Source organism: Pseudomonas sp. NPDC012596 (assembly GCF_042902325.1).
Lineage (GTDB): Bacteria > Pseudomonadota > Gammaproteobacteria > Pseudomonadales > Pseudomonadaceae > Aquipseudomonas.
Genome location: NZ_JBIBEB010000022.1, coordinates 35,006 through 56,058 on the forward strand (window position 1 = coordinate 35,006; position 21,053 = coordinate 56,058).

Genomic DNA, 21,053 nt, shown 5'->3' on the forward strand with positions numbered 1-21,053 from the left:
GCATCTCATTTGTACTCGATCAACACCGGCTTGCTGGCCGCGTGGCGGTTAAGCAGGTACTTCACCTGGCCGAGCATCTCCGGGAATTTGCCCAGCACCAGAAACACCGCCTGCAAGCCGTTCTCACGCGCCGACCTGCCGCCACGCCGCGCCAGGCGCAGCATTTGCAGCGGGTAGAGCAACAGCAGCAGCAGCCCCCAAGGCCCCAGCCACACACTGGCAAAAACAATCAGCAGCGGAATGCCCAGCCCCCAAAACCAGGCGCGCCGCGACTCGCGCAACCAATGGCGCTCTGGCGGCGCGCCATGCAGGTAGGCGCCCTCTGCGTAGGCATAACCTGCCCGCAGGCTACGCCGCCACCACTGGCCAAAGCGCGTCATGGCCGCATCGTGCAGGGTCATTTCGGCGCCCAGACGCCAGACTTTCCAGCCAGCGGCGCGCAGACGCACGCACAGTTCGGGCTCTTCCCCGGCTATCAGCTCCGGGCGATAGCCAGACACCGACAAGAAGGCATCGACGCGCATCAGCGCGTCGCCCCCACAGGCCTTGGCCTCGCCCAGCGGCGTGTCCCACTCCAGGTCGCAGAGCAGGTTGTAGATCGAATGCTGGGGAAACCGTTCGCGGCGCCGGCCGCAGACCACCGCCACCTGGGGGTGCGTGTCGAGAAACGCTTGTGCCTTGGCCAGCCAGCCGGCATCTACCTCGCAGTCGCCATCGACGAACTGCACATGGCGGATTGCTGGCAGCGATTTCTGCAAGCAGGCGAAGCCTTCGTTGCGCGCGCGCGCAGCGGTGAACGGTATCGACATGTCCAGCGCCAGCACCTCGACACCCAGCGCCGACGCCCGCGCCACGGAGCCGTCGGTAGAGCCGGAGTCCACATAAACCACCTTGTCCGCACGCCCGGCCAACGACGCCAGGCAGCGCTCAAGGCGCTGGCCTTCATTACGGCCGATCACCACCACTCCAATGCCTGTCACCATGGGCCCTCACTCGCGCGCTTGACGGAACGACCCTTTTGCGCGGCCATTCATTGGCTAGGCTCTGTACGAAAAGCCTTGATACTTGTCCATGCTGCGTTGAAAACAGCCTCGCCTGCCCTACGTCTCAAGCCTTTTCGTACAGAGCCTGAATCATGAGCACTCCATGGCTTGGCTGTGCTTTCTGGCCTTGATGGTCGCGGGCACGCCTACCGCAAGCGAGTTGTCGGGCACATCGATCAACACCACGGCGTTCGAGCCTATCGCCACATTGTTGCCAATGCGGATGTTGCCAAGCACCTTGGCCCCAGCGCCGATGTCGACGTTATTGCCAAACACCGGTGCTATCGGTTCGTTGACGTTCTTCAGGCCGACCACCACGCCATTGCGAATCCGGCAGTCGTCGCCAAATCGAGCATAGCCGCTGATGACGATCCCGCCGAAATGGTCAATGACGAAGTTGCGGCCAATCACCACCTCGCATGGCAGCTCGACCCCGGTGATGATCTGCACGAACTTGAACAGCACCTTGTAGACAAACGACAGCAGCTTGCGCAAAAGCGCCGGCCGCACGCCATAACGCCAGCGGCCAAAGCGGTACACCACCAGCACCCAGAAACCCTGGGCGCCCCAATCGCCACCGTGTGCGCGCAAGTCCGCGCGAATGTTATCGAACATGGCTTCACCTACCGTGTGGGTTGGCTCGCGAACCGGGTCTTGAGCAGCAGCGACCAGGTCGCCTGGGTATGCCGCCAGCAGGCCTTGATTGCGCCCCAGCCGCGCCCCTTGAGCAGCGCCTTGAGTGCCAGCACCAGGTCACCCAGGCTCACCAGCAGCATGTGCAGGGCCAACCCGGCGACACCGTGATGCTTGCGAAAATACAGCAGCTCGCTTTCGATCTGGTAGCTGGAGATCTGCCGGCTCGCCGCCTCGAGCTCGGCGACCGACTTGGAGCTCTCACCGCCGATGTGCACGACCGTGGTGTGCGGGTAGAACACCACCTTCCAGCCAGCCTCCTTGACCCGCTTGCAATGGTCCACCTCCTCGTAATAAAGGAAGTACCGTGGGTCGAATAGCCCCACTTGGTCGAGCACCTCACGGCGCACCAGATAAAAGCAACCAGGCAGCCAGTCGCATTCGCGCACCGAGCCGTGGTCCCAGTTCATCTCGTCGACCATTTTCAAGCCGGGGAAAAAGCGCCCGAGACCGGTGCGTGCCACAAACACGTTCAACGGCGTAGGGAAGTACCGGCAACTGGGCTGCAGGTCACCGTCGCGCCCCACCAGCCGCACGCCCAGCACACCGCACTCCGGGTGGGCATCCATGTAGTCGATGGTTTTCTGCAGGCTGTCGTCGGCAACGAACGCATCGGTATTGAGCAGCAGCGCGTATTTGCCTTGCAGGTGGGCCAGCAGCTGATTGTTGGCGCGGCCAAACCCCACGTTCAGCTTGTTGCTGAGCAAAACCGCTTCGGGGCAGACCTGGGCCATGCGCTGCACCGAATCGTCGACGGAGGCGTTGTCCACTACCAGGTACTTGGCCAGCCGCTCACTGCCGGCCTGGCGCAAGGCATCGAACATCGGCTGCAGCAACGATGCGGTATTGAAGTTGACGACCATCACATCGACGGGTTTTCTATCCATTGCTACCGTCTCCGAAAAAATACTCGCTGCGTTGCCGCGCCAGCGCAGGCTCTACCGTTGGGTCGTAAGCGCCCTTGCGGTTTTTCACCATGTCGATCCAAGGATAGGCATTGCAGCGCGCCTCGACCCGTTTGATCAGCTCTTCGGTGGTGCAGATGAATTTGGCAGGGTTGCCGCCAACGACCGTGCCGGGCGGCACATCCTTGGTGACCACGGCACCGGCAGCAACCACCGAATCCGGCCCGATGGTGACCCTTGGCATGACGATCGCACCGTGGCCAACAAAGCTGTTGTCCCTGATATCAATGTAGCCGACAGAGTCCAGATGCTTGCCGTAACAGATCTCGATCAGCGCAACCACCCCATCGTGGCCGATCAATGTGCAGTCCGACAGGCCCACATTGCTGCCAATGCGCACCAGTGTCGGGTCGGTCACGTTACAGCCACAGTTGATATACACATTGCTGCCCACGGAGTGAAAACTCCCCCACCGCGCCAGGTAGGTGCCCCACTCCAGGGGTGTCGGGTTGCAGAATTTCTTGTATGCCGAGCGTCCCCGCCCTGTCGAGTAAAAGTACTGCGTCATGGCATTCCGTATCCATCCTTTCATACTGCTAGCCTCGCAAGTCAAGCGCTCCTGGACTGTCCCTGAGGCGAACCGGTCTCGTTCTTCTTTGTGCTGACCGCAACGCTCTCAACCCTTTACCCTGTGCTTCAAGCCTTCATCAAACCCGCTCGCCCCTGGCCGCCTTCAACCGTGCATCAAGGTGGTCGGCCAGGCGGAGCGCGAACTGCAACAGCGGCATCGTCGGGTTCGAAGCGCCGCCCGTGGCAAAAATGCTGCTGCCGGCCACGTAGAGGTTGTCTGTGCCGAACACCTTGCAGTCGCTATCGACCACGCCGAACTCAGGTGACGCTGCCATGCGCGTGGTGCCCATGTGGTGGGCATGCGGCTGCACTTTCAAGGCAAGGTCGGTGTCGTAGACATAGTCGTTCAGCTTGACGAAGCCAAGCCCCATCTCGGCGAACTGCTTGGCCAGTTCACTGCCAATGCACTTGATGGTATGCCTGTCGGTGGCACTGAGCGCCCAATTGACATTGACCTTGGAGACACCCAGTTCATCCTTTTCGTCGAGCAGCGAAATACGGCTGTGGGCATTGGGAAACTGTTCGATCATCGTGCTGATGACGCCATCGCCCGGGCAACTGAACTTGGCCACGAAGTCGATCTTGCTGGCCAGGCCCATCTCACAGGCGAGGTTCTCCAGAAAGTGCTTCACCTCGGCGGTTCTGCCATAGGTCTGCACATCGGTAAGCACGGTGGTCGAGACATTGCCTTTGCCGGCGCGGTACTCGGAAACAAACGTATCGGTGGTGTAGTACTGACGTGGCTCGGTACCTTGCCCGTCTTTGAGGATGAACGTGCCCATATCGACGTTCAGGTGTTCCATCAGGCAACAGCCGGTCAGGCCATCCTTCTTGATCACGCCTGCGCCCACCAGCGTCGTACTGTTGAGCAACTGCCTGGCATTCTCGATGGCGCCGGTGGCGAGAATGAATGTGCTCGCCACGACCCGTTGACGATTGCGCGCGTAATCGGAGACCACGGCCGCTTTCAACTGCCCGGCAGCCTCGTCGAAATCCAGGTCGACGCAATTGCAGTTGATGAACACGTCCAGCCCTGCCGTTTCGTCGAGCGCCTTGGCATATTTTTGCGCAAACCGCGTTGGCGGGCTGAGCAGAAAGCGGTCGGCATCGAATTCATCGCCGCCCAGGCCAGCGTTGACCGTTCGAAATTCGGCGCCTTGCGGCAGGTCGACGATATCCATGGCTGCGGGCAGGTAACGTTCTATCTCCCCATAGGGAATGGGCCAGCCGGGCAGATCGACTGGCGGTGCATTGGCGAAGTCGGACACCGTGAAGGGGCGGCAACGGCCTGCCCAGTGATTGGAGGTGCCGCCCAGGTAACGCAGGCGAGTTTCCTCAGCGTACAGTTCAAGCCCGGTGGAGGTACACCTGTAGAACGCCTGGGAACGCGGTGAATACTCATGACCACCGCCCTCCAGCAGCACCACCCGCCACCCCGCCTCGGCCAGGCGCAAGGCCAGAGTGATGCCGGCCGGCCCGGCGCCGATGATGCAGACGTCGTAAGCCTTGCGCAGGGTTTTCTCAACCTCATAGTCCTTGATCATGCTCGCCCGTCCTTGAAGTACTCGGAAGGCAACACCCAGCCGTTGATCACGACAAACTCGCCCTTTACCGCAGGTTTGCGCGGCACGCTGGCGCCCACGCCAAACACGGCAGCTCCGGCGCTCAACAAGACACAATTACGAAGAAAGCCCCTGCGCCCCAACTGCCGAGTAAGAAACTGCAGCTTCCCCATGATCACAAGACCTATGTCATTGATGTTATTGAGCTCGTTATTGTTCGGTACAACGTGCCATCAGGGCTTCACAGCCAGTCGAAAAGGCGTGTGAGCAAAAAGCCACAAAGCGCGCCGACCACAATCATTGGCAGCACCACAAGTTCTCGCTTCACACTGAAAATATCCAGCTTGCAGTTGACGTAGAAAATCAGGATCAGGGTTGGGAAGGTATGCAGTGCCGCGCCCCAGATCGCCCATTTCACACCGCCCAAGGCCAGCAGCAACGGTAGCAGGGTCCACAGCGACACGAGCCGGATGATGTTGTCCATCGCCTGGTACTTGGTGTGGCCCAAGGCGATCCACAGCTGATGGGCCAAGGTATAGCGCAGGGTGAAAAACGACAGCGACAGGATCGCCAGCATGGGGCCGGCGTCCGCGTAACGTGCGTCGTACAACCAGCCGATCAGCAGCGGGCTACCGGTCAGGAAGCCACCGCACAGGAACAGCATCACCAAATCCACGATCAGCCTGAAGTGGAAGTACAGCTTCTTCAGGCGAGCCTTGTCGCCCGACCGGGCTGCCTCACTGAACGCCGGCAGCGCCACCGTACCGAACAGCTTCATCAGGCCGGTCTGCAGTGACCCGAGTATGAGCACCGCAATCGAATAGACCCCCAGCTGCGCCACCGTCATGGTGCCGCCGAACCAGATGCGGTCACCATACATCGCCAGCACACCGACCATTGATGACAGCAGTATCCAGCGGCCGAACACGATCAGTTCGGTCAACGCCGCGCGGTCCCACTGCAGACGGTTATGCGGCCCTTGCAGGGCCAGGTGGCCGAGCAGCGTACCGGCCAGGGCGGAGGTCAGGCCGGCGATCACCAGCGACCAGATCGACCGGGTGAAATAACCGATGGCCAGCATCGTGATCAAACCGACGACCTGCGACGCGATGTCGACCAGTACCACGCGCTTCTGTTGGAAAGTTCGCACGGCCACGTCTATCTTGGTCGACTGGAACCCCCAGATGATCGCCGACAGGCCGGTGACTGCCAGCACCAGGGGTAACTCGGGCGCCGCATAGGTGGAGTGTGCCGGCCACAGGTCAGCCACCTGCGCAGCCCAGGCACCGAGGGCCAGCAGCAACGTCAACCCGAATAGCACGAAGCCACGCACGATCTGCACGGTCCAGGCGGTATTGAGGAACAGCGGGTCGTCGCCGCGGTGGCTCTGGATGATGTTCTGGCGCAGGCCGACATCCGACAGAAGGTGAAGCAGTACCGAAACGGTGGTAGCAATGACCATCACCCCGAACATTTCCGGCAGCAGGAGCCGGGCCATGATCAGGTTGCCGCCCAGGCGCAGCACCTGCGAGGCGACCAGCGACACCAGGTTCCATGCCCCGGCGCCCAAGGCGCGCTTGCGCAGACTGGATGAGGCTTGCACATCAATCGACGGCATGACTTCAATCTCTGACTGATTGGCTAGAAGTCACTATAGTTTCAATTAGCCATGATGCTAGTGCCCACCCACCCAGGGACAGGTGACCCTTCAGATGCCAGAACATATTCGTGCGTTGGTCGTCATTCTGTTCGTAGCGGGTGTGGTGTTTTTCCTCGCCCGCAACCCGGCGACCGACCTGATACCCGAGGGTGATTTCAAGCGCCGGCGCAACCTGTGGTTCGCCCTGACGCTGGTGGCGTTCTTTGCCCACAGCTACTGGATCTACACGGCCGTGGCCGCAGTCATCCTGCTAACGGCCAGGCGCCGCGAGCGCAACCCCATGGCGCTGTTCTTCATGCTGCTGTTCGTCATCCCGCCGGCGTCGGTCGAGGTGCCGGGGTTTGGCGTGGTCAACTACCTCATCGAACTGAACCATCAGCGCATTCTGGCCCTGTGCGTACTGCTGCCTGCCGCACTGGTGCTGAGCAAGCAAGGCGATACCCTGCGCTTTGGCCGGCTGTTGGCCGACAAGCTGCTGGCCGCCAGCCTGCTGCTGATGGCCTTGCTGTACCTGCGCGAAACGACCGTTACCGACACCCTGCGCCAGGGGGTGTACCTGTATATCGACGTGTTCCTGCCCTACTACGTCGCCAGCCGCGGGGTGCGGGATATCAGCGAATTCAAGGACGTGATGCTGGCCTTCGTCATTGCCGCGTTCGTGCTGTCGCTGCTGGCGGTGGCCGAGTATGTGCGCCACTGGCTGCTGTACAACGCCCTGCTCGATGCGTTGGGCGTGCAGTGGAGCATGAAAGGCTACCTGAGCCGCGGCGGTGCGTTACGCGCCAGTGTCACCACCGGGCAGGCCATCGCCCTGGGTTACGTCATCACCGTGGCGATCGGCCTGTTCCTGTTCGTCCAAGGCTTCGTGCGCAACCGCATGCAGCGCTACCTGGGCGCCCTGCTGCTGGCCGCCGGGCTGTTCGCACCGCTGTCCCGCGGCCCCTGGGTGGGCGCGGTGGTGCTGATCGTCGTGTACATCGCCATGGGCCGCCGTGCGCTAAGCCGGCTGGCCTTGCTGGGCCTTGCCGGGCTGCTGAGCATCCCGCTGCTGAGCATCATGCCCGGCGGCGAAAAAGTGCTCGACCTGCTGCCTTTCATCGGCAATGTGGACCACGAGAACATCACCTACCGCGAGCGCCTGCTCGACAACTCGTGGATCGTCATTCAGCGTTACCCGCTGTTCGGCTCCTTCGACTTCCGCAACACCCCGGAAATGCAGTCGATGATCCAGGGCGAAGGCATCATCGACATCGTCAACACCTACATCAACCTGGCCCTGCGCATCGGCCTGGTCGGCCTGGCACTGTTCGTGGGCTTTTTCGCCTGCGTCGTGTTGGGCATCAGAAAAACCCTGCGCACCTTTACCGACCGGGATGACCCGTACCGCGAACTGGGCCGGGTACTGCTGGCGACCTTGCTCGGCATTCTGGTGACCATCTTCACGGTCAGCAGCATCACGGTGATCCCGGTGATCTACTGGTCTGTCGGCGGCCTCGGCATTGCCTACATCCAGATGGTGCGCAGGCTCGGCCAGGCCGATGTAACTCAGCCCGCCAACGTCAGCCTGCAACCGAGGTAACGCGATGATCCGCACACTCCTCTGCCCTTTTACCCGGGCAACGGCACTCGCTGGCCTGTTGCTGCTGCCGCTGGCCGGCTGGGCCTCGCAATGGGTGGTCAGCGTCAACGAACAGAATGGCCTGCCAGGCCTGACACGCGGCGGCGGCGCGGCGATGGCGTCGAGTTTCAACTTCTGGGGCGCCAACTGGAGCTGGACAGGGTTTTACCCGAGGTTCAAGGTCGAAGGGCCTTACCACTACACCCTGGCGGGCAACAACAAGGACCTGGATTTCGACCTCAAGGCCGACATCCGCAAGGACGCAGCGCAAACCTTGACCTGGAACTTCGACCTGCAAGCGCAGAGCAAGCAGGCCGGTGTCATGGGTGGCGGCATCGTCTGGGACTTCGACCCCGCACTGATCGCCGGCGAGATGGGCGACCCGGTGCTGCTGCCGGGCAACCGGGGCTGGTCGTGGGGCAAGCGCGCACAAGGCCCGCGCGTGGAAATGCGCTTCGACCCGCCATTGGCCAAGGTCTATTTCGAACGGGGCGACACCCGCCAGATCCGTACCTTCTTCTATACCGACCCGATCCGCCCCGGTCGCCAGCAGATCAAGGCGGTGCTGAACGTAACCGGCGACGTCACCATCGGCCCGACCCCGAGCGAACGCTTTGGCCTGGCCGACCCCACGCAATGGCCTGACGACCAGCTCGACTGGCGCACGTCGCCGGTGGACCTGTCGTTCCTCAATGCCCCCGAAAAGCCTGCGGGCAAGCGCGGTTTCGTCAAGGCGGCCGGTGAACAGCTGGTATTTGCCGACAACACCCCGGCGCGTTTCTGGGGCACCAACCTGTCGGCCTACGCGCTGTTCAAGACCCCCGACGAAGAGATCAAGGCCCAGGCCAAACGGCTGTCGGCGCTGGGCTTCAACCTGGTCAGGCTGCACCACCATGACTCGCCCTGGGTCAGCCCGAATGTCTTCGGCGACCTGCAGCGCCTGAAGGACACCGGGCAACTCGATGCCGATGCGCTGAAGAAGATCGACTGGTGGATCAAGTGCCTCAAGGACGAAGGCATTTATGTGTGGCTCGACATGAACGTGTCGCGGGTACTCACCGCCAACGACAACATCTATGCATTCGACGAATTGCCCAAGGAACACGAGGTTGCCGGCCTGAAGGGCTATGCCTATGTCAACGTCACCCTGCAACAGGCCATGAAGCGCTTTGCCCAGCAATACATGACCCACGTGAACAGCTACACCGGGCTGGCCTACAAGGACGACCCGGCCATCGCAGCCATCCTGATCACCAACGAAAACGACATCACCCACCACTTCGGCAACGCCCTGCTGCCAGACAAGGGCGTGCCCAAACACAGCAAGTTGTACATGGACGAAGCCAAGGCCTTCGCCGCCCGCCAGGACCTGCCTGCAGACAAGACCTGGCGCGCCTGGGAACAAGGCCCGTCGAAACTGTTCCTCAATGACCTGGAGCACCGCGTTTTCGATGACATGATCAAGGACCTGCGCAGCCTCGGCGTCAAGGTACCCATCGCCACCACCAGCACCTGGGGCGGCAACGGGCTGTCGTCGCTGCCTTCGCTGACCACCGGGGATGTGATCGACGCCCACAGCTATGGCGGCATCGGCCAGCTGGAGAAGAACCCGCTGACCAGCGACGGCCTGATCAACTGGCTGGGTGCCGCTCAAGTAGTCGGGCTGCCGATGACCGTGACCGAGTGGAACGCCGAACCCTTCCCGCTGCCTGATCGCCACTCGCTGCCGTTGTACGTCGCGGCCACGGCCAGCCATCAGGGCTGGGACGCGATCATGCAATATGCCTATAGCCAGCAGGGTTTTCTGGCCCAGTGGCGCCGGGCCGACAACTGGAACGCCTACAACGACCCCGGGCTGATGGCCACGATGCCCGCCGCCGCCCTGCTCTACCGCCGCGAAGACGTGCAGCTGGCCAAGACCCGCTACGTGTTCGCGCCTACCCCCGACACGCTCTACAACACACCCATTACCCCCAACACATCGGTGTTGCTGCGTACCGCCATGGAAAAAGGCCGGCTGCAGATCGCCATGCCGCCGACCGCACAATTGCCCTGGTTGCAGGCCGGCGCCATCCCGGCCGATGCCCAGGTGCTGCACGACCCAGACCAGTCCCTGCTGGATGCCAACGCCAGCGAAGCGGTCACCGATACCGGTGAGCTGCGGCGCAACTGGCAACAGGGCGTCTACACCATCGACACCCCCCTCACCCAGGCCGCCACAGGCTGGCTGGGCGGCCAGTCGATCGGCCTCGGCGACATCACCCTGCAACTGAAAACCGCGTACGCCAGCGTGGCAGTGCAAAGCCTGGATGCCAAGCCGCTCGGTCAGTCGCGGAACCTGCTTATTTCGCTCGGCAGCCGTGCTGTCCCCCGGCCCGACGACATGACGCCGTTCCACGTCGAACCGCTTGAAGGTAGTTTGAGCATCAAGGCACCCGCGGGCCTGAAACTGTACAGCCGCACTGCCGACGGCCAGGAAAAGACACTGGCTGCGAGCTACAAGGATGGGCGCTACATGATCACCTTCGACGCTCAGAACATGACCAACTGGCTTTTCTTGAAATAGGGCATATCGCCATCTAGAGTCAATTCAGACCTGAATTCCAGGCATTCGACGCTGCGTCTGTTCCAGGAGGATTGGATGAAGTACTTGGTGGTCGGGGGTTCAGGTTATATCGGTTCGCACATGGTCAAGCACCTGCTGCGCGCCGGGCATGAAGTCGTGGTGGCGGACACCGCGGCCGCCGGCCCGAGCATCGAATGGGTCGAGCTGGACATCGCCAACGCGCATGCGTTGGACACTTTGTTTGGCGATTGCCACTTCGATGCCGTCTTTCATTTCGCTTCTTTCATTCAGGTAGGTGAATCGGTCAGCGACCCTGGCAAGTATTACCAGAACAACGTCGCTGCCACCCTTACCCTGCTCAACGCCATGGTGCGGGCAGGTATCAGACACCTGATCTTCTCCTCCACCGCCGCCGTCTACGGCGACCCACAGTACGTGCCCATCGATGAGCAGCACCCCAAGGCGCCCATCAACCCCTACGGCCGCAGCAAGTGGATGGTGGAACAGATCCTCCAGGATTTTGATCGGGCGTATGGGCTGAAGTCGGTGTGCCTGCGCTACTTCAATGCAGCAGGCGCCGACCCGGAAGGGCTGCTAGGTGAATGCCACGAGCCGGAAACGCACCTGATCCCGTTGATCCTGCAGGCCGCCGCGGGGCGGCGCGAGGCGATCACCGTGTTCGGCCACGATTACGACACCCCGGACGGCAGCTGTATCCGCGATTACGTGCATGTTGCCGACCTGGCGTCCGCCCATGAGCTGGCAGTGGAGTATTTGTCGAAAGGAGGCACTACCACGGCGTTCAACTTGGGCAATGGCTTGGGGTTTTCGGTGCAGCAAGTGATCGATACAGCCCGCGATGTAACGGGGCGGCAGATCAATGTGGTCGAGGCCGCACGTCGCGATGGCGACCCGGCCAGGCTGGTGGCGGATGCTACCAGGGCCAGGCTGGTGCTGGGCTGGCAGCCACGGTTTGATTCACTGGAGCAGATTGTGCGCCATGCTTGGGAGTGGGAGCTGCAGTATCCGTGGCGATGAACTGAGATACAGAACAGCCAAGAGCAGGCTTGCCCAGCCTGCTCCCGTTTGAAGCGAACCTGTCTCTAGTAGTAGGCCCGCGGCTTCTCATCCGCCTTGTTCAACACCGCCCCAATCAGGTTCGCCGTCGCCAGGTGGTGCAGGCAATCCTCGATGTCCTTCTTGCTGTTCATCCCGTTGGCCACCACCAGCAGCACGCAGTCGAACTTCGGCAATACGGTGAGCGCATCGTCGGAGCTCAACAGCGGCGGCAGGTCGAAAATGCAGATGCGCGAGTCGTAGCGATCGCGCAGGTCGTTGATCAGGCTGTTCACCTTGGGCGACGAGAGCATCTCGGTGGACATCGGGATCGGCTCGCGCGTTGGCAACACGACAAAACGCGGCAAGGTCGGGTTGACCATCACCTCCTCAAGCCACGCCTCGCCCTTGAGCAGCTCGTTGAGCGCTTTGTCCATCGGCAAGCCGAGGCTGCTGCCGACCCGTGGGCGGCGCAGGTCGAAGTCGACTAGCAAGGCGGTCTTGGTGGTGTGGTGGGCGATGCTCATGGCCAGGTTGACCGCCAGCACCGTCTTGCCCGCCTCAGGCGTTGGCGAGGTGATCGCCAAGGTACGCCAGCCGTTCTCTTCCATGGCCTGCAGCACTTGCGTGCGCAGCAGGTCGATGGCGCCGCTCATGTTCGAGTTCTTGTTGTACGAGACGATGCGGTTGCGCTCCAGGTGCTCCGCATTCAGCGGCACCACCTTGGTCTGCACATAATCGAACTGCCCAAGGGCCTCGGGCTTGTCCGCCAACAGCGGCGCCTTGGGCGTTTCTGCAGGGCTGGGAGAAACCTGATGAATGTTCTTTCCGATAGCCGGCGTAATTCTGTCCATCGCTGCGCTTCCCTATTCAAACCGAGCCATAGCTTTAAACAGCAGGAGGTCCAAGGGCATGTAGAACACATGGACGACCACCATCAGCATAGCAACCAGTACCAACCCCGCGATCAGCAACCAGAACCGCCACTTGCGGCGCCTGGCTGCATCTGCCTGCGTGGGAATGTATGGGACAGCCACCAGCACACGCTTGCCCAGCACGCTTTCCAGCGCACCCACACCGCGTACCCGCTGGTTGAGCATTTCCAGCAACATCACCAAGCCACCGCCAATGGCCGGTGCCAGCACCAGGCCCAGGGCGACGATTTTCTTGCGGTTGGGCTTGACCGGTTTTTCCGGCATCAAAGGGGGTTCCAGCAGCACGAAGCGCTCGGCCTTGTTTTCCTGCTCGAGGCTTTCGGTGATCTTCGCGCCCATTTCCTTGTTGCGGATTTCTTCGTACTTCTTGCGTGCGTTGTCGTGGTCACGCATCAAGGTCACCAGCCCACGCTCGACTTGCGGGGCTTCGAGGATATCGGCCTCGTAGCCTTCCATCTTGGCGGTGAGCTGGCGTTTCTGTTCGGCCAGCGAGCTGATGCGCGACTGCGCCGCAGCCATCTTGGTGCGCACCCTCGCGGCATCGAGGTTCATGGCCGCAGCTGCAGCGATGCCCTTCCCGCCCGACGCCTGTAACAGGTCGATCTTGCGTTTGACCGCGACGACATCGGGGTGCGCCGAGGTGTATTTGGTCAGCAGCCTGGCGTACTCGGCCTTCAGGCTGGCCAGGTCTTGCGGCTGGTCCGCGGGTGCAGGCCTGCCGCCGGCAGCCTGGCTGGGCACCCCCGCATTGGCGGCCGACAGTTCCAGTTCGAGGTAACGCAGTTCTTCCTGGGCCGATTTGTAGTCGCGGTCAACCTCGCGGAACTCCAGCTCCGAGCGTGACAGCATGCTCATGCGCAACTGCTGGTTCTCGGGCAAGGCATTGGCGTGGGCCTGCTTGAAGTCCGCCAGCTTGTTTTCGAGGTCGGCAAGCTCCGCGCCGAGCTTGTTCGCCTCCTGGGTGAGGAACTCGGTGGTTTCGGTGGCCCGTTCAGTGCGCTGTTTCATGTTTTCGTTGAGGAACAGCGTTACCAGCTCGTCGGCCACTTCCTTGGCGACGTCGGCACGCTTGTCTTCATACGAAACCGTGAACGCGACCGTGGCTTCGCCTCGACCTTTGACATAGGTGCTCAGCGTGGCCACGACGATCGCGTTGCGCATCTGGTCGATCTTGTCGGTTTCACTGAACTGCCGGCCCTTGTCGGCAAACAGGTTGTACTTGTCGATGATCTTCAGCAGGTTCTCGCGGGTCATCACGCGCTGGCGGATGACCTCGATGCGCTCATCGGCAAAGCTGTTGTTGTTCGCCGACACCAGGTCCGGGGAAATCTGCTGCGACTCCACCAGGATGGTGCCGGTCGATTGATACAGCGGCGGCACCGTGACGGCGACCCCCACGGTTGCGGCAACCACGACGACGATGCTCACCCCCAGCAACAAGGCGCGGTCCTTGATGATGGCGATGTAATCTTTGAGGGAAAGCTCGTACTCGGATTTCATGGTGGCCACCCGTGCGAGAGTCAGATGTCGGGATATCTATACGTCAGCGTCAGCCCAGCAATGGTCGCGTCAGCATCGGGCAAGCCGTCTTGCTTACGCTGCTTGTACATCAAAGAGAAACGCAGGTCCCAGGCCGGCGAAAACGCTCGGCTGGCCCAGACGCCATAAGTCTGCAAGGTATTCGGTGATACGCCTTTGCTGTCCTGCCAGGATGCATCGACGCCCACGCGGTCCACTTCAGTGACCAGGTAGCTCCAGCTGCCGCGCACCATGTCGAGTTCGGCAAAGCCGCCCTCGGCGTTGGCGACGGTGCTGCGCTCGGCGCTCAAGCTGGCATCGGCGCGGACGCCGCGATAGAACAGCGACATGCCGCCTTCACCACGGCGCCCGCCCCCTGGGCCTGTAGTCTTGTTGACGCCAACGTGCATCTCGCCTTCGAAGCGCTCGGAGAACCGGTGACGCACGCCGATGTTCGGGCTGTAACTGTTGGAGGACACTGCTGTGGTGTCATCCTGCGGTTCATAACGCCTGGCGTTGAAACCGGTGATGATGTCGGTGCGCTCGTTCCAGGCGTAGGTCCAGGTCGATTTGTTGAACAGCTCGTCGTAGCCGGTCAGCGTACTGATGTCGTAACGTGCATGGGAGTACGTGAGCACGTTCGCCAGCGTACTGCGCTCGGTCACCGCACTCGTCCAGTTACCCTCCAGCGTGGTCATCTTCTGGGTGCCGTCGGTGGTGACCACACCGGTATCCTGCACGGCGCCGGACAGCGTGGAGCTTTCTTCATAGCGTGCCAGCAGGCCAAAGCCGCCGGTCTCGGTTTCGCGCTGCCAGCCCAGGCTCAGTTTGGGGTCTTCGCGGTCATCGACGACCGAACGGTCGGATGAACGCAGCACGTTCACGCCCAACCCAAAGCGCAGTTGGTCACGATCGAACTGGCCTGTGAGGGTGTAGTCGGGTGCAATGATGGTACGCGTCACACCTTTCTCCTCGGACGTCAGGAGCAATGGGTTGCTGTCGTACTCGACAGACGTGGGTACCACGGCTGAAGACTGCCAGATGGCGGCGTGAGCCACCCCCGCGAACGGCATCATCATGATCGCCGTCGCAATACGTGTTGGTCGAAAAATAGGCACTGGAGATTCTTATTTATATGAGGGGTCAAGGTACGACCAGCGTATCGCCAGCCTGAAGTTGGAAGTTGGTGGACATGTCCCGCCCGGAGACCAGATCCTTGTAACGCACTGGCATTACCCTTTGCGAAGGGCCGTTGCCACGGATGACCTTGATGGCACTTTCGTCGGCGAATTTGTCCATTCCACCCGACATGCTCAGCGCCTGCAGCACCGCAGTAGGGCCTGTCATCGGTACTGGGCCTGGCTTGACCACTTTGCCTTGGACATACACCTGATTGCCAGCAGTGCCCGTGACGACGACGCTGACGTTAGGGTCGGCAAGATAGGGTTTGAGGCCGGCCGTGACCTTGCTGGCTACCGCTGTGACATCGAGGCCAGCCACATCGATTCGGCCAGCCAGGGGGAATGTGATGCTGCCGTCGGGAAGCACGACGGTTTCCTGGCGAAGCGTGTCTTCCTGCCATACCGAAATCAACACCCTGTCGCCAGGGCTGAGCAGGTACGCCGAGTTGCCTTGATCGGCGACAGTGGCGCCGGACCACGCTACGAGTACGCAGAAGATGGAAATCAGCAAACGCGCCATGAGGGATCCCTCCGGCCTTGCGGCCCAGGTTCAAGAGCACTGAATGAGAACAACACTAAACCTCTCGCTCCGCTTCGCAGGGGTGACCCGCTGCGATGGCCTCGAGCATCCTGGAGGCCTTGTACCGCGATGCTGCTTGTGCCACTGCCAATCAGCCCTGGGGCGTCAGCTACTGGAATATAGCAATAGCTGGAAAATTGACAAGCGGCGAATCCCCCCTTAACGCAAATATCCCTTATTTAGCGTCAATTCACCGGCAGCGCGGTAATACATGTACAACGTTGCAACGGTACTGCCTGAAACTAGATTTTCTTTCTGTTTGCCACCGCAACAAAACCAATAACCGCAAATGCAAACAACCAACCGGCTGTCGCCAGCGGTACAATATTGGTCTGGCTCATATAAGAGTCCGCTGCGCGCGCCGCACCACTCAATAATACCAACAGGAAAATCGATTTGATGAAGAGTGTCGAACGCATGGTCCCCTCCTACGAAGAGGAAAGTGTGGCAAGGGTTTTTGGCAGGGGTTTTAATCGCTGTTGATTGGAGCTTATGGGCACGATGCCATTACGTCAACGATCCGACACCATAATAAATCTCAATCGATATGCCCTGGTTTCGTCAATATCTCGACATGCAGAATTTGCAGCCTCGACCCAGCCTTGATATGCCCACCCAAGTTGCTGAAAATTATCATAAACGGGTAGCAATGAATGCAGGCTCAACCGGGGCAGCTTTGCCGCCTGGCCGACACCCGGCCAGCGTTAATGTGTTTCATCAGCGAGAATACGTGAGAATCATTGCGCTTACCGTCACGCTTATGACGGTAGCAAATCCAGGGTACGCTCGACTTCTTCGACATCGATCGTAAAGCCCTCACCCTCCGGCATCCCCACCACAAAGCCGAAATGCTGGTGGTCTCGGTCCGTCAGGTATTTGTAGTAACTGACGAAGCGGTTCGGTGGCTGCAGTGCCACTACAGCGCCCCCCGAGCGCAGCACGTTGACACCGTGGACCAGTTGGCTGCCTTCCACGCCAATTACCGTCCTTGCGCCCGCGCAGGCTGCAACGATGGTCGGCACATCACACTTCAGCGGGTTGATGACACGGAACCCGCGGTGGCTGCGCAGGTGTTCGGCAACTTCCAATTCATTGCGCATCAGACGCAAGTCACCCTCACTGCCGCGCAGGATGAACACGCCGGGGTGTGCGCTGTGATCGACATGCGACAGCAACTTGTCACCCATGGCGCGGTAACGTTGGTGACGGCTGCGGTTGTTGCTCACGTCATCAAATAGCACCAGTTCCTTGAAATAAGCACTGCGCACCCGCAGCGGCTGCATACCTAACCAATCTTCATAAGCCGGCCCTTGGGTAAATAGCGGGTACCGCGCCGACGGCGCGATGGTAATCGGGATGCCCTCGTTAACGGCCAGGGCATAGGTCGGGCAGTCTTCCATCAACCAGGTGCCAAACCATGTATTGCCGTTTTGCGTGCAGAAAGCAGCCCCCCGTTCAATCTCATACTCGACTTTTACCCGGGGAAAGTTGCTCGGCTTCAGCGACAGCCAGTGGCTGGCATTGCCTTTGTAGAGCGCGCCGTCAACCATCCATACATCTTTGATCAGGTAGCCACGGGTCGGGCCCTGTTGCGCACTGATGCCACCCTCCATGGTGCGGGCTGGGTGTATATAGGGGTAAAAGCGCTTGGCCTCCCAGCCAGTGACACGTTCCAGCTGGCCGGGCAGGTAAATGGCAGGAGGCGAAAGGGTGGCTTCACCCGGTGCAATATCCCAGGTTTTAACCGCAAGGCTTTTTATATCGATGTCGGCTTTGCGCATCAGCCGCTTTCTTGCCATGTTCCTGTACGCCGCCAGTGTCCAGGTGTTTTCGCGGGCGTTCAGCGCCTGGCTAAACTGTGAGATATCGCTTCCCATCAAACGTCCCCTATCAATGACAACGTCAATAACGTGGCAAACGACATCCTGTTCGATGCCGAACCTGCGTACAACTTAACTGGACAAGACCCGCTCCATCGTCGGCGGCGACTTCACGCTCGCGTAACGTTCGCGCAAGTTCTCCAGAAATTGCTCGCCCGAACTTCTGGCACCATAAAGGTATATTTTGTGCAGGCCGCCAAACACCATCTCGTGATAACGGCTGGCAAGTTCTTCATCACTGGACCCGTCGGGTAACCCCAGGTGCAGCGTCAACTTGTTGCCTTCAACTGCAAACAGCGGCGTGTCCCACAGAAACTGCGCAACGCCCGTTCGCGGCAAGCGGATGAACATGTAGGCGTGGTTGCCAAGCGAATCGACATCGCCCCCGCGTCGGCGCTTCCATTTGAGCAACCCGTCATCGGGGCGTGCCAGGCACAGGCCGATGTCATAGTAGTCGAAGCCGTTGGCCAAGGCCCACTCCAGCGCCATGAAGGTGGTGATGGAATTGACTTCGCGCAGCTTCTTGGCGTCGGAAAACACCGCTTCGCAGTAACCGAAACGCAGGGTGCTCCAGTAACGCTTGCCGGCGCGGGTAATCTCGCAGCCCAGGTGGCAGGCGACCACTTCGCCATTGACGGTAATCAAGTCCAGCCGGCCTACCCCCTTGGCCAGGCGGAATACCTCTTCAGTGGGGAACTGCGCCGCATGGATGCCCTGCCTGGCAGTGGCATACGGGCGCAGCAGGTCGCGGTCGGCCATGGCGATGTCGTCATCCGCCAGGGTTTGCCTCATCTCGTACAACGGGCGGTTCTTGCGGATGCTGCGGCGCAGTTCGCTGTCATAGCGTGCGGTGATGTCGTCCAGCGAACGGCCCAGTGGCACGACGGCACTCAGGTAGTGCGGCACGGACAACGCGCCGAGGGTCGGCAGTTCACTCACCACCACACGGTTCGCCGTGGTGGCTGCCGCGCTGCTTTCGGGCACCTGGGTTTGCTGCTGGCCCTTGCCGCCAATCAGCAGCTTGGCCATTTCCCGCTGCTGTTTTCTGCCAATGTAGAGGATTTCGTAGGGGCTCTCCTGCTGCAGCCTGAAACGGGCCACTTCCCAGCGCCAGAAACACGCACGCCCCAGCATGTCGCGTATCACGTTTGAAACGTTTCTGAGCTCATAGCGCATGGAGGGGGAGATGAATTTTCGGGCTACCGCTGCCAGGTGCTGTTTCATGTCTGCTTCGACGTCCTTAGATGTTGCCCATGGGCGTGATCGAAAAAGAGTATCGGAAATGTGCAGATAACCCGCGTAACACATTGATATAAATGGGAACTTAGCCGCTCTACCATCCTAATATTCAGTAACAATTTAAGATGCAAGGCTGCGTCTTGGCAAGCGGCCAATTGATATCACCGGCCTCTATTTAATGGCGTCAAATAAGGGATAAGTAACACGGCAAGGTGCACCTGGCACCTATCGACAAGTGACTATCTCTCGGCGTTGCCATTACCCCTCGCCCGGTCGGGCTGACGGGCCAACCAAAGCGCCAGGTCAGGCGCAGGCATCGGCCGCCCCATCAGGTAGCCCTGCCCCTGATCACAACCTGCATTGCGCAGGAAGTCATACTGTTCCTGGGTTTCGATCCCTTCAGCCGTGATGCGATAGCCCAGGGCGTGGCCAAGGTCGATGATTGCCCGGGCGATGGCCACGGCGTCGTCATCACCGGGCAGGTCTTTGATGAACGCGCGGTCGATCTTCAGGTGGTCGATCGGCAAGGCACGCAGGTAGGCCAGCGACGAATAGCCCGTGCCGAAGTCGTCAACTGCCGTCGCCACCCCCATGGCCTGCAGCTGGGCCAGCGCGGCGCAGGCCTGCTGCTGGCTTTCCATCAACAGGCTCTCGGTGATTTCCACTTCCAGCATATTGGGCGACAGAGCATGCCGTTCAAGCGCCAGCGCCAGGCTCGACACGTAGTCGCTGCGCTCGATCTGCAGGGCGGCAACGTTGATGGCCAGCGGGCCAGGCAGGCAATCGTCGGCACGCCAGGCTGCCAATTGCGCACAGGCCAATTCCAGCACCCGCTCACCCAGGGGGATGATCAGGCCGGTGCGCTCCGCCAGCGGGATGAATTCGCCAGGCGAAACCAGGCCATGCTCAGGGTCACGCCAGCGAAGCAACGCTTCAACCCCTTCCAGCTGGCCGCTGAACAGGTCCACCTTGGGTTGGTACCACAGCTCGAACTCGTTGTTCTGCAGGGCCCGGCGCAAGTTGCGCTCCAGCTCCAGGCGCTGTTGCAGGCGCGCGGTCATGTCGCGGTGGTACGGCCGCCAGGTATTGCGCCCACCCTCCTTGGCCACGTACATCGCGGTGTCGGCGTGGCGCAGCAGGCTGCCAACATCGGCGCCGTGCTGCGGGCACCAGGCCAGGCCGATGCTGCCGGTGACCAGCGCGGCATTGCCGTTGAGGTCGAACGGCCGTTGCAGGCAACGCAGCAGGTGGCGGACCTGATGGTTGATCTGCCCCTGGGTGCCCTGCAGCATGAACACGAACTCGTCGCCGCCCAGCCGGCACAGCCGGTCGGTGGTGTCCAGTTCCTGCAGAAAGCGCGCGGTAGCCTGCTGCAGCAGCAAGTCGCCCATGGCATGGCCCAGGCTGTCGTTGACCTGCTTGAAACCGTCGATGTCCAGCATCAGCACCGCCAGGCCGTTGCCCTGGCGTGTGGCGTCGGCCAACTGTTGCTGGAACAGCACGCGGTTGGGCAGCCCGGTGATAGTGTCGTAATGCGCCAGGCGCTCGAGTTGCGCCTGCGAGCGCTGCAACTCGCGGTTGCGCTGCACCAACTGGCGCTGCTTGCGATTGATCTGGGCGACCAACAGGCCGCTCAGGCCGGTGCACACAAGCCCCAGCCAGAACAGCGGCGAAGCGAACACGCCTGCGCCCTCTGGCGCCTGCTGGCGCTGTGCGTCCAGGTGCCCAAGCGCCACCGACAAGCCGATGCCGGCCAGGGCAAAAGCCACCGGCAGCAAGCGCTTGACGGTCTTGCGCAGGGTGCCGGCAGCCGGCTTCTGCTCATCGGAATACGGGGAATTGGACGGGATCATAAGCCTGCGGACGCACTCGATTGCTTCTGTATCGGCGCAGCTTCGGCAATGTTGAGCCAGACTGGTGTTTTTCTTCAGGCCGGTGCATGCTCGAAGCTGAAGCGTTTCACCTAGCCAACACATGTGAGGTGCAG

The 21,053-nt window shown here is 61.0% G+C and carries 18 protein-coding genes; 3 read left to right on the top strand and 15 right to left on the bottom strand.

Annotation, left to right across the window (positions count from 1 at the left end; genetic code table 11):
- Positions 1-5: 5 nt before the first annotated feature.
- The 7 genes from ACFY68_RS22700 to ACFY68_RS22730 all read right to left on the bottom strand — a co-directional run bounded on the left by ACFY68_RS22700 (position 6) and on the right by ACFY68_RS22730 (position 6,451).
- A complete protein-coding gene (locus tag ACFY68_RS22700; RefSeq protein ID WP_387531989.1) occupies positions 6-983 on the bottom strand; it encodes a glycosyltransferase family 2 protein in 978 nt (325 codons plus the stop codon).
- Between the two features lie 150 nt (positions 984-1,133).
- Complete coding sequence (locus ACFY68_RS22705) at positions 1,134-1,658, bottom strand: serine O-acetyltransferase (RefSeq protein WP_387531992.1); 525 nt, start codon at positions 1,656-1,658, stop codon at positions 1,134-1,136.
- An 8-nt stretch (positions 1,659-1,666) separates the two neighbouring features.
- Positions 1,667-2,623, bottom strand: a complete 957-nt coding sequence (locus tag ACFY68_RS22710) for a glycosyltransferase family 2 protein (protein ID WP_346613237.1) — start codon at positions 2,621-2,623, stop codon at positions 1,667-1,669.
- Entirely contained in the window at positions 2,616-3,233 is a 618-nt protein-coding gene (locus ACFY68_RS22715) for an acyltransferase (protein WP_346613236.1), read from the bottom strand. The genes ACFY68_RS22710 and ACFY68_RS22715 overlap by 8 nt, the downstream gene beginning before the upstream one ends.
- A gap of 115 nt (positions 3,234-3,348) precedes the next feature.
- Positions 3,349-4,815, bottom strand: coding sequence for an FAD-dependent oxidoreductase (locus tag ACFY68_RS22720; protein WP_387531997.1), 1,467 nt, complete (start codon positions 4,813-4,815; stop codon positions 3,349-3,351).
- On the bottom strand, positions 4,812-4,940 hold the full coding sequence (locus ACFY68_RS22725) for a hypothetical protein (RefSeq protein WP_346613234.1): 129 nt from the start codon (positions 4,938-4,940) through the stop codon (positions 4,812-4,814). Before ACFY68_RS22725 ends, ACFY68_RS22720 begins: the two co-directional genes overlap by 4 nt.
- Positions 4,941-5,074: 134 nt before the next feature.
- Complete coding sequence (locus ACFY68_RS22730) at positions 5,075-6,451, bottom strand: oligosaccharide flippase family protein (RefSeq protein ID WP_387532000.1); 1,377 nt, start codon at positions 6,449-6,451, stop codon at positions 5,075-5,077.
- 94 nt (positions 6,452-6,545) lie between these two features.
- On the opposite strand from ACFY68_RS22730, the gene ACFY68_RS22735 reads away from it, so the two are divergent.
- The 3 genes from ACFY68_RS22735 (at position 6,546) to galE (ending at position 11,715) form a co-directional block, all read left to right on the top strand.
- A complete protein-coding gene (locus ACFY68_RS22735) occupies positions 6,546-8,072 on the top strand; it encodes an O-antigen ligase family protein (protein ID WP_387532003.1) in 1,527 nt (508 codons plus the stop codon).
- 4 nt (positions 8,073-8,076) lie between these two features.
- Positions 8,077-10,677: a glycosyl hydrolase family 5 gene (locus ACFY68_RS22740; RefSeq protein ID WP_387532006.1), complete on the top strand. Its 2,601-nt coding sequence runs from the start codon at positions 8,077-8,079 to the stop codon at positions 10,675-10,677.
- 75 nt (positions 10,678-10,752) lie between these two features.
- Positions 10,753-11,715, top strand: coding sequence for a UDP-glucose 4-epimerase GalE (gene galE, locus ACFY68_RS22745; protein WP_387532009.1), 963 nt, complete (start codon positions 10,753-10,755; stop codon positions 11,713-11,715).
- Between the two features lie 65 nt (positions 11,716-11,780).
- Here the strand turns inward: galE and ACFY68_RS22750 are convergent, their stop codons facing one another.
- The 8 genes from ACFY68_RS22750 to ACFY68_RS22785 all read right to left on the bottom strand — a co-directional run bounded on the left by ACFY68_RS22750 (position 11,781) and on the right by ACFY68_RS22785 (position 20,919).
- Positions 11,781-12,587 carry a CpsD/CapB family tyrosine-protein kinase gene (locus ACFY68_RS22750; RefSeq protein ID WP_346613229.1) on the bottom strand — a complete coding sequence of 269 codons (807 nt, stop codon included), beginning with the start codon at positions 12,585-12,587 and terminating at the stop codon, positions 11,781-11,783.
- A gap of 12 nt (positions 12,588-12,599) precedes the next feature.
- On the bottom strand, positions 12,600-14,168 hold the full coding sequence (locus ACFY68_RS22755) for a GumC family protein (RefSeq protein WP_387532012.1): 1,569 nt from the start codon (positions 14,166-14,168) through the stop codon (positions 12,600-12,602).
- 20 nt (positions 14,169-14,188) lie between these two features.
- Entirely contained in the window at positions 14,189-15,265 is a 1,077-nt protein-coding gene (locus ACFY68_RS22760; RefSeq protein ID WP_387532015.1) for a hypothetical protein, read from the bottom strand.
- Positions 15,266-15,329: 64 nt separating this feature from the next.
- Positions 15,330-15,887 (bottom strand): polysaccharide biosynthesis/export family protein, encoded by a 558-nt coding sequence (locus ACFY68_RS22765; protein ID WP_387532018.1) that lies wholly within the window; start codon positions 15,885-15,887, stop codon positions 15,330-15,332.
- Positions 15,888-16,189: 302 nt separating this feature from the next.
- A complete protein-coding gene (gene eppA / locus ACFY68_RS22770) occupies positions 16,190-16,366 on the bottom strand; it encodes an EPS-associated small membrane protein EppA (RefSeq protein ID WP_167060926.1) in 177 nt (58 codons plus the stop codon).
- A 339-nt stretch (positions 16,367-16,705) separates the two neighbouring features.
- Positions 16,706-17,824, bottom strand: a complete 1,119-nt coding sequence (locus ACFY68_RS22775) for a glycosyltransferase family 61 protein (protein ID WP_387532142.1) — start codon at positions 17,822-17,824, stop codon at positions 16,706-16,708.
- Positions 17,825-17,899: 75 nt separating this feature from the next.
- Positions 17,900-19,051, bottom strand: coding sequence for a hypothetical protein (locus tag ACFY68_RS22780; protein ID WP_387532021.1), 1,152 nt, complete (start codon positions 19,049-19,051; stop codon positions 17,900-17,902).
- Between the two features lie 254 nt (positions 19,052-19,305).
- Positions 19,306-20,919 (bottom strand): EAL domain-containing protein, encoded by a 1,614-nt coding sequence (locus tag ACFY68_RS22785; RefSeq protein ID WP_346613223.1) that lies wholly within the window; start codon positions 20,917-20,919, stop codon positions 19,306-19,308.
- Positions 20,920-21,053 lie beyond the last annotated feature (134 nt).

Bases quoted from the DNA above. Each gene is read 5' to 3' on its own strand.
- ACFY68_RS22700 (WP_387531989.1), bottom strand. From the start codon at position 983: ATGGTGACAGGCATTGGAGTGGTGGTGATCGGCCGTAATGAAGGCCAG.
- ACFY68_RS22705 (WP_387531992.1), bottom strand. From the start codon at position 1,658: ATGTTCGATAACATTCGCGCGGACTTGCGCGCACACGGTGGCGATTGG.
- ACFY68_RS22710 (WP_346613237.1), bottom strand. From the start codon at position 2,623: ATGGATAGAAAACCCGTCGATGTGATGGTCGTCAACTTCAATACCGCA.
- ACFY68_RS22715 (WP_346613236.1), bottom strand. From the start codon at position 3,233: ATGAAAGGATGGATACGGAATGCCATGACGCAGTACTTTTACTCGACA.
- ACFY68_RS22720 (WP_387531997.1), bottom strand. From the start codon at position 4,815: ATGATCAAGGACTATGAGGTTGAGAAAACCCTGCGCAAGGCTTACGAC.
- ACFY68_RS22730 (WP_387532000.1), bottom strand. From the start codon at position 6,451: ATGCCGTCGATTGATGTGCAAGCCTCATCCAGTCTGCGCAAGCGCGCC.
- ACFY68_RS22735 (WP_387532003.1), top strand. From the start codon at position 6,546: ATGCCAGAACATATTCGTGCGTTGGTCGTCATTCTGTTCGTAGCGGGT.
- ACFY68_RS22740 (WP_387532006.1), top strand. From the start codon at position 8,077: ATGATCCGCACACTCCTCTGCCCTTTTACCCGGGCAACGGCACTCGCT.
- galE (WP_387532009.1), top strand. From the start codon at position 10,753: ATGAAGTACTTGGTGGTCGGGGGTTCAGGTTATATCGGTTCGCACATG.
- ACFY68_RS22750 (WP_346613229.1), bottom strand. From the start codon at position 12,587: ATGGACAGAATTACGCCGGCTATCGGAAAGAACATTCATCAGGTTTCT.
- ACFY68_RS22755 (WP_387532012.1), bottom strand. From the start codon at position 14,168: ATGAAATCCGAGTACGAGCTTTCCCTCAAAGATTACATCGCCATCATC.
- ACFY68_RS22760 (WP_387532015.1), bottom strand. From the start codon at position 15,265: ATGATGATGCCGTTCGCGGGGGTGGCTCACGCCGCCATCTGGCAGTCT.
- ACFY68_RS22765 (WP_387532018.1), bottom strand. From the start codon at position 15,887: ATGGCGCGTTTGCTGATTTCCATCTTCTGCGTACTCGTAGCGTGGTCC.
- eppA (WP_167060926.1), bottom strand. From the start codon at position 16,366: ATGCGTTCGACACTCTTCATCAAATCGATTTTCCTGTTGGTATTATTG.
- ACFY68_RS22775 (WP_387532142.1), bottom strand. From the start codon at position 17,824: ATGGGAAGCGATATCTCACAGTTTAGCCAGGCGCTGAACGCCCGCGAA.
- ACFY68_RS22780 (WP_387532021.1), bottom strand. From the start codon at position 19,051: ATGAAACAGCACCTGGCAGCGGTAGCCCGAAAATTCATCTCCCCCTCC.
- ACFY68_RS22785 (WP_346613223.1), bottom strand. From the start codon at position 20,919: ATGATCCCGTCCAATTCCCCGTATTCCGATGAGCAGAAGCCGGCTGCC.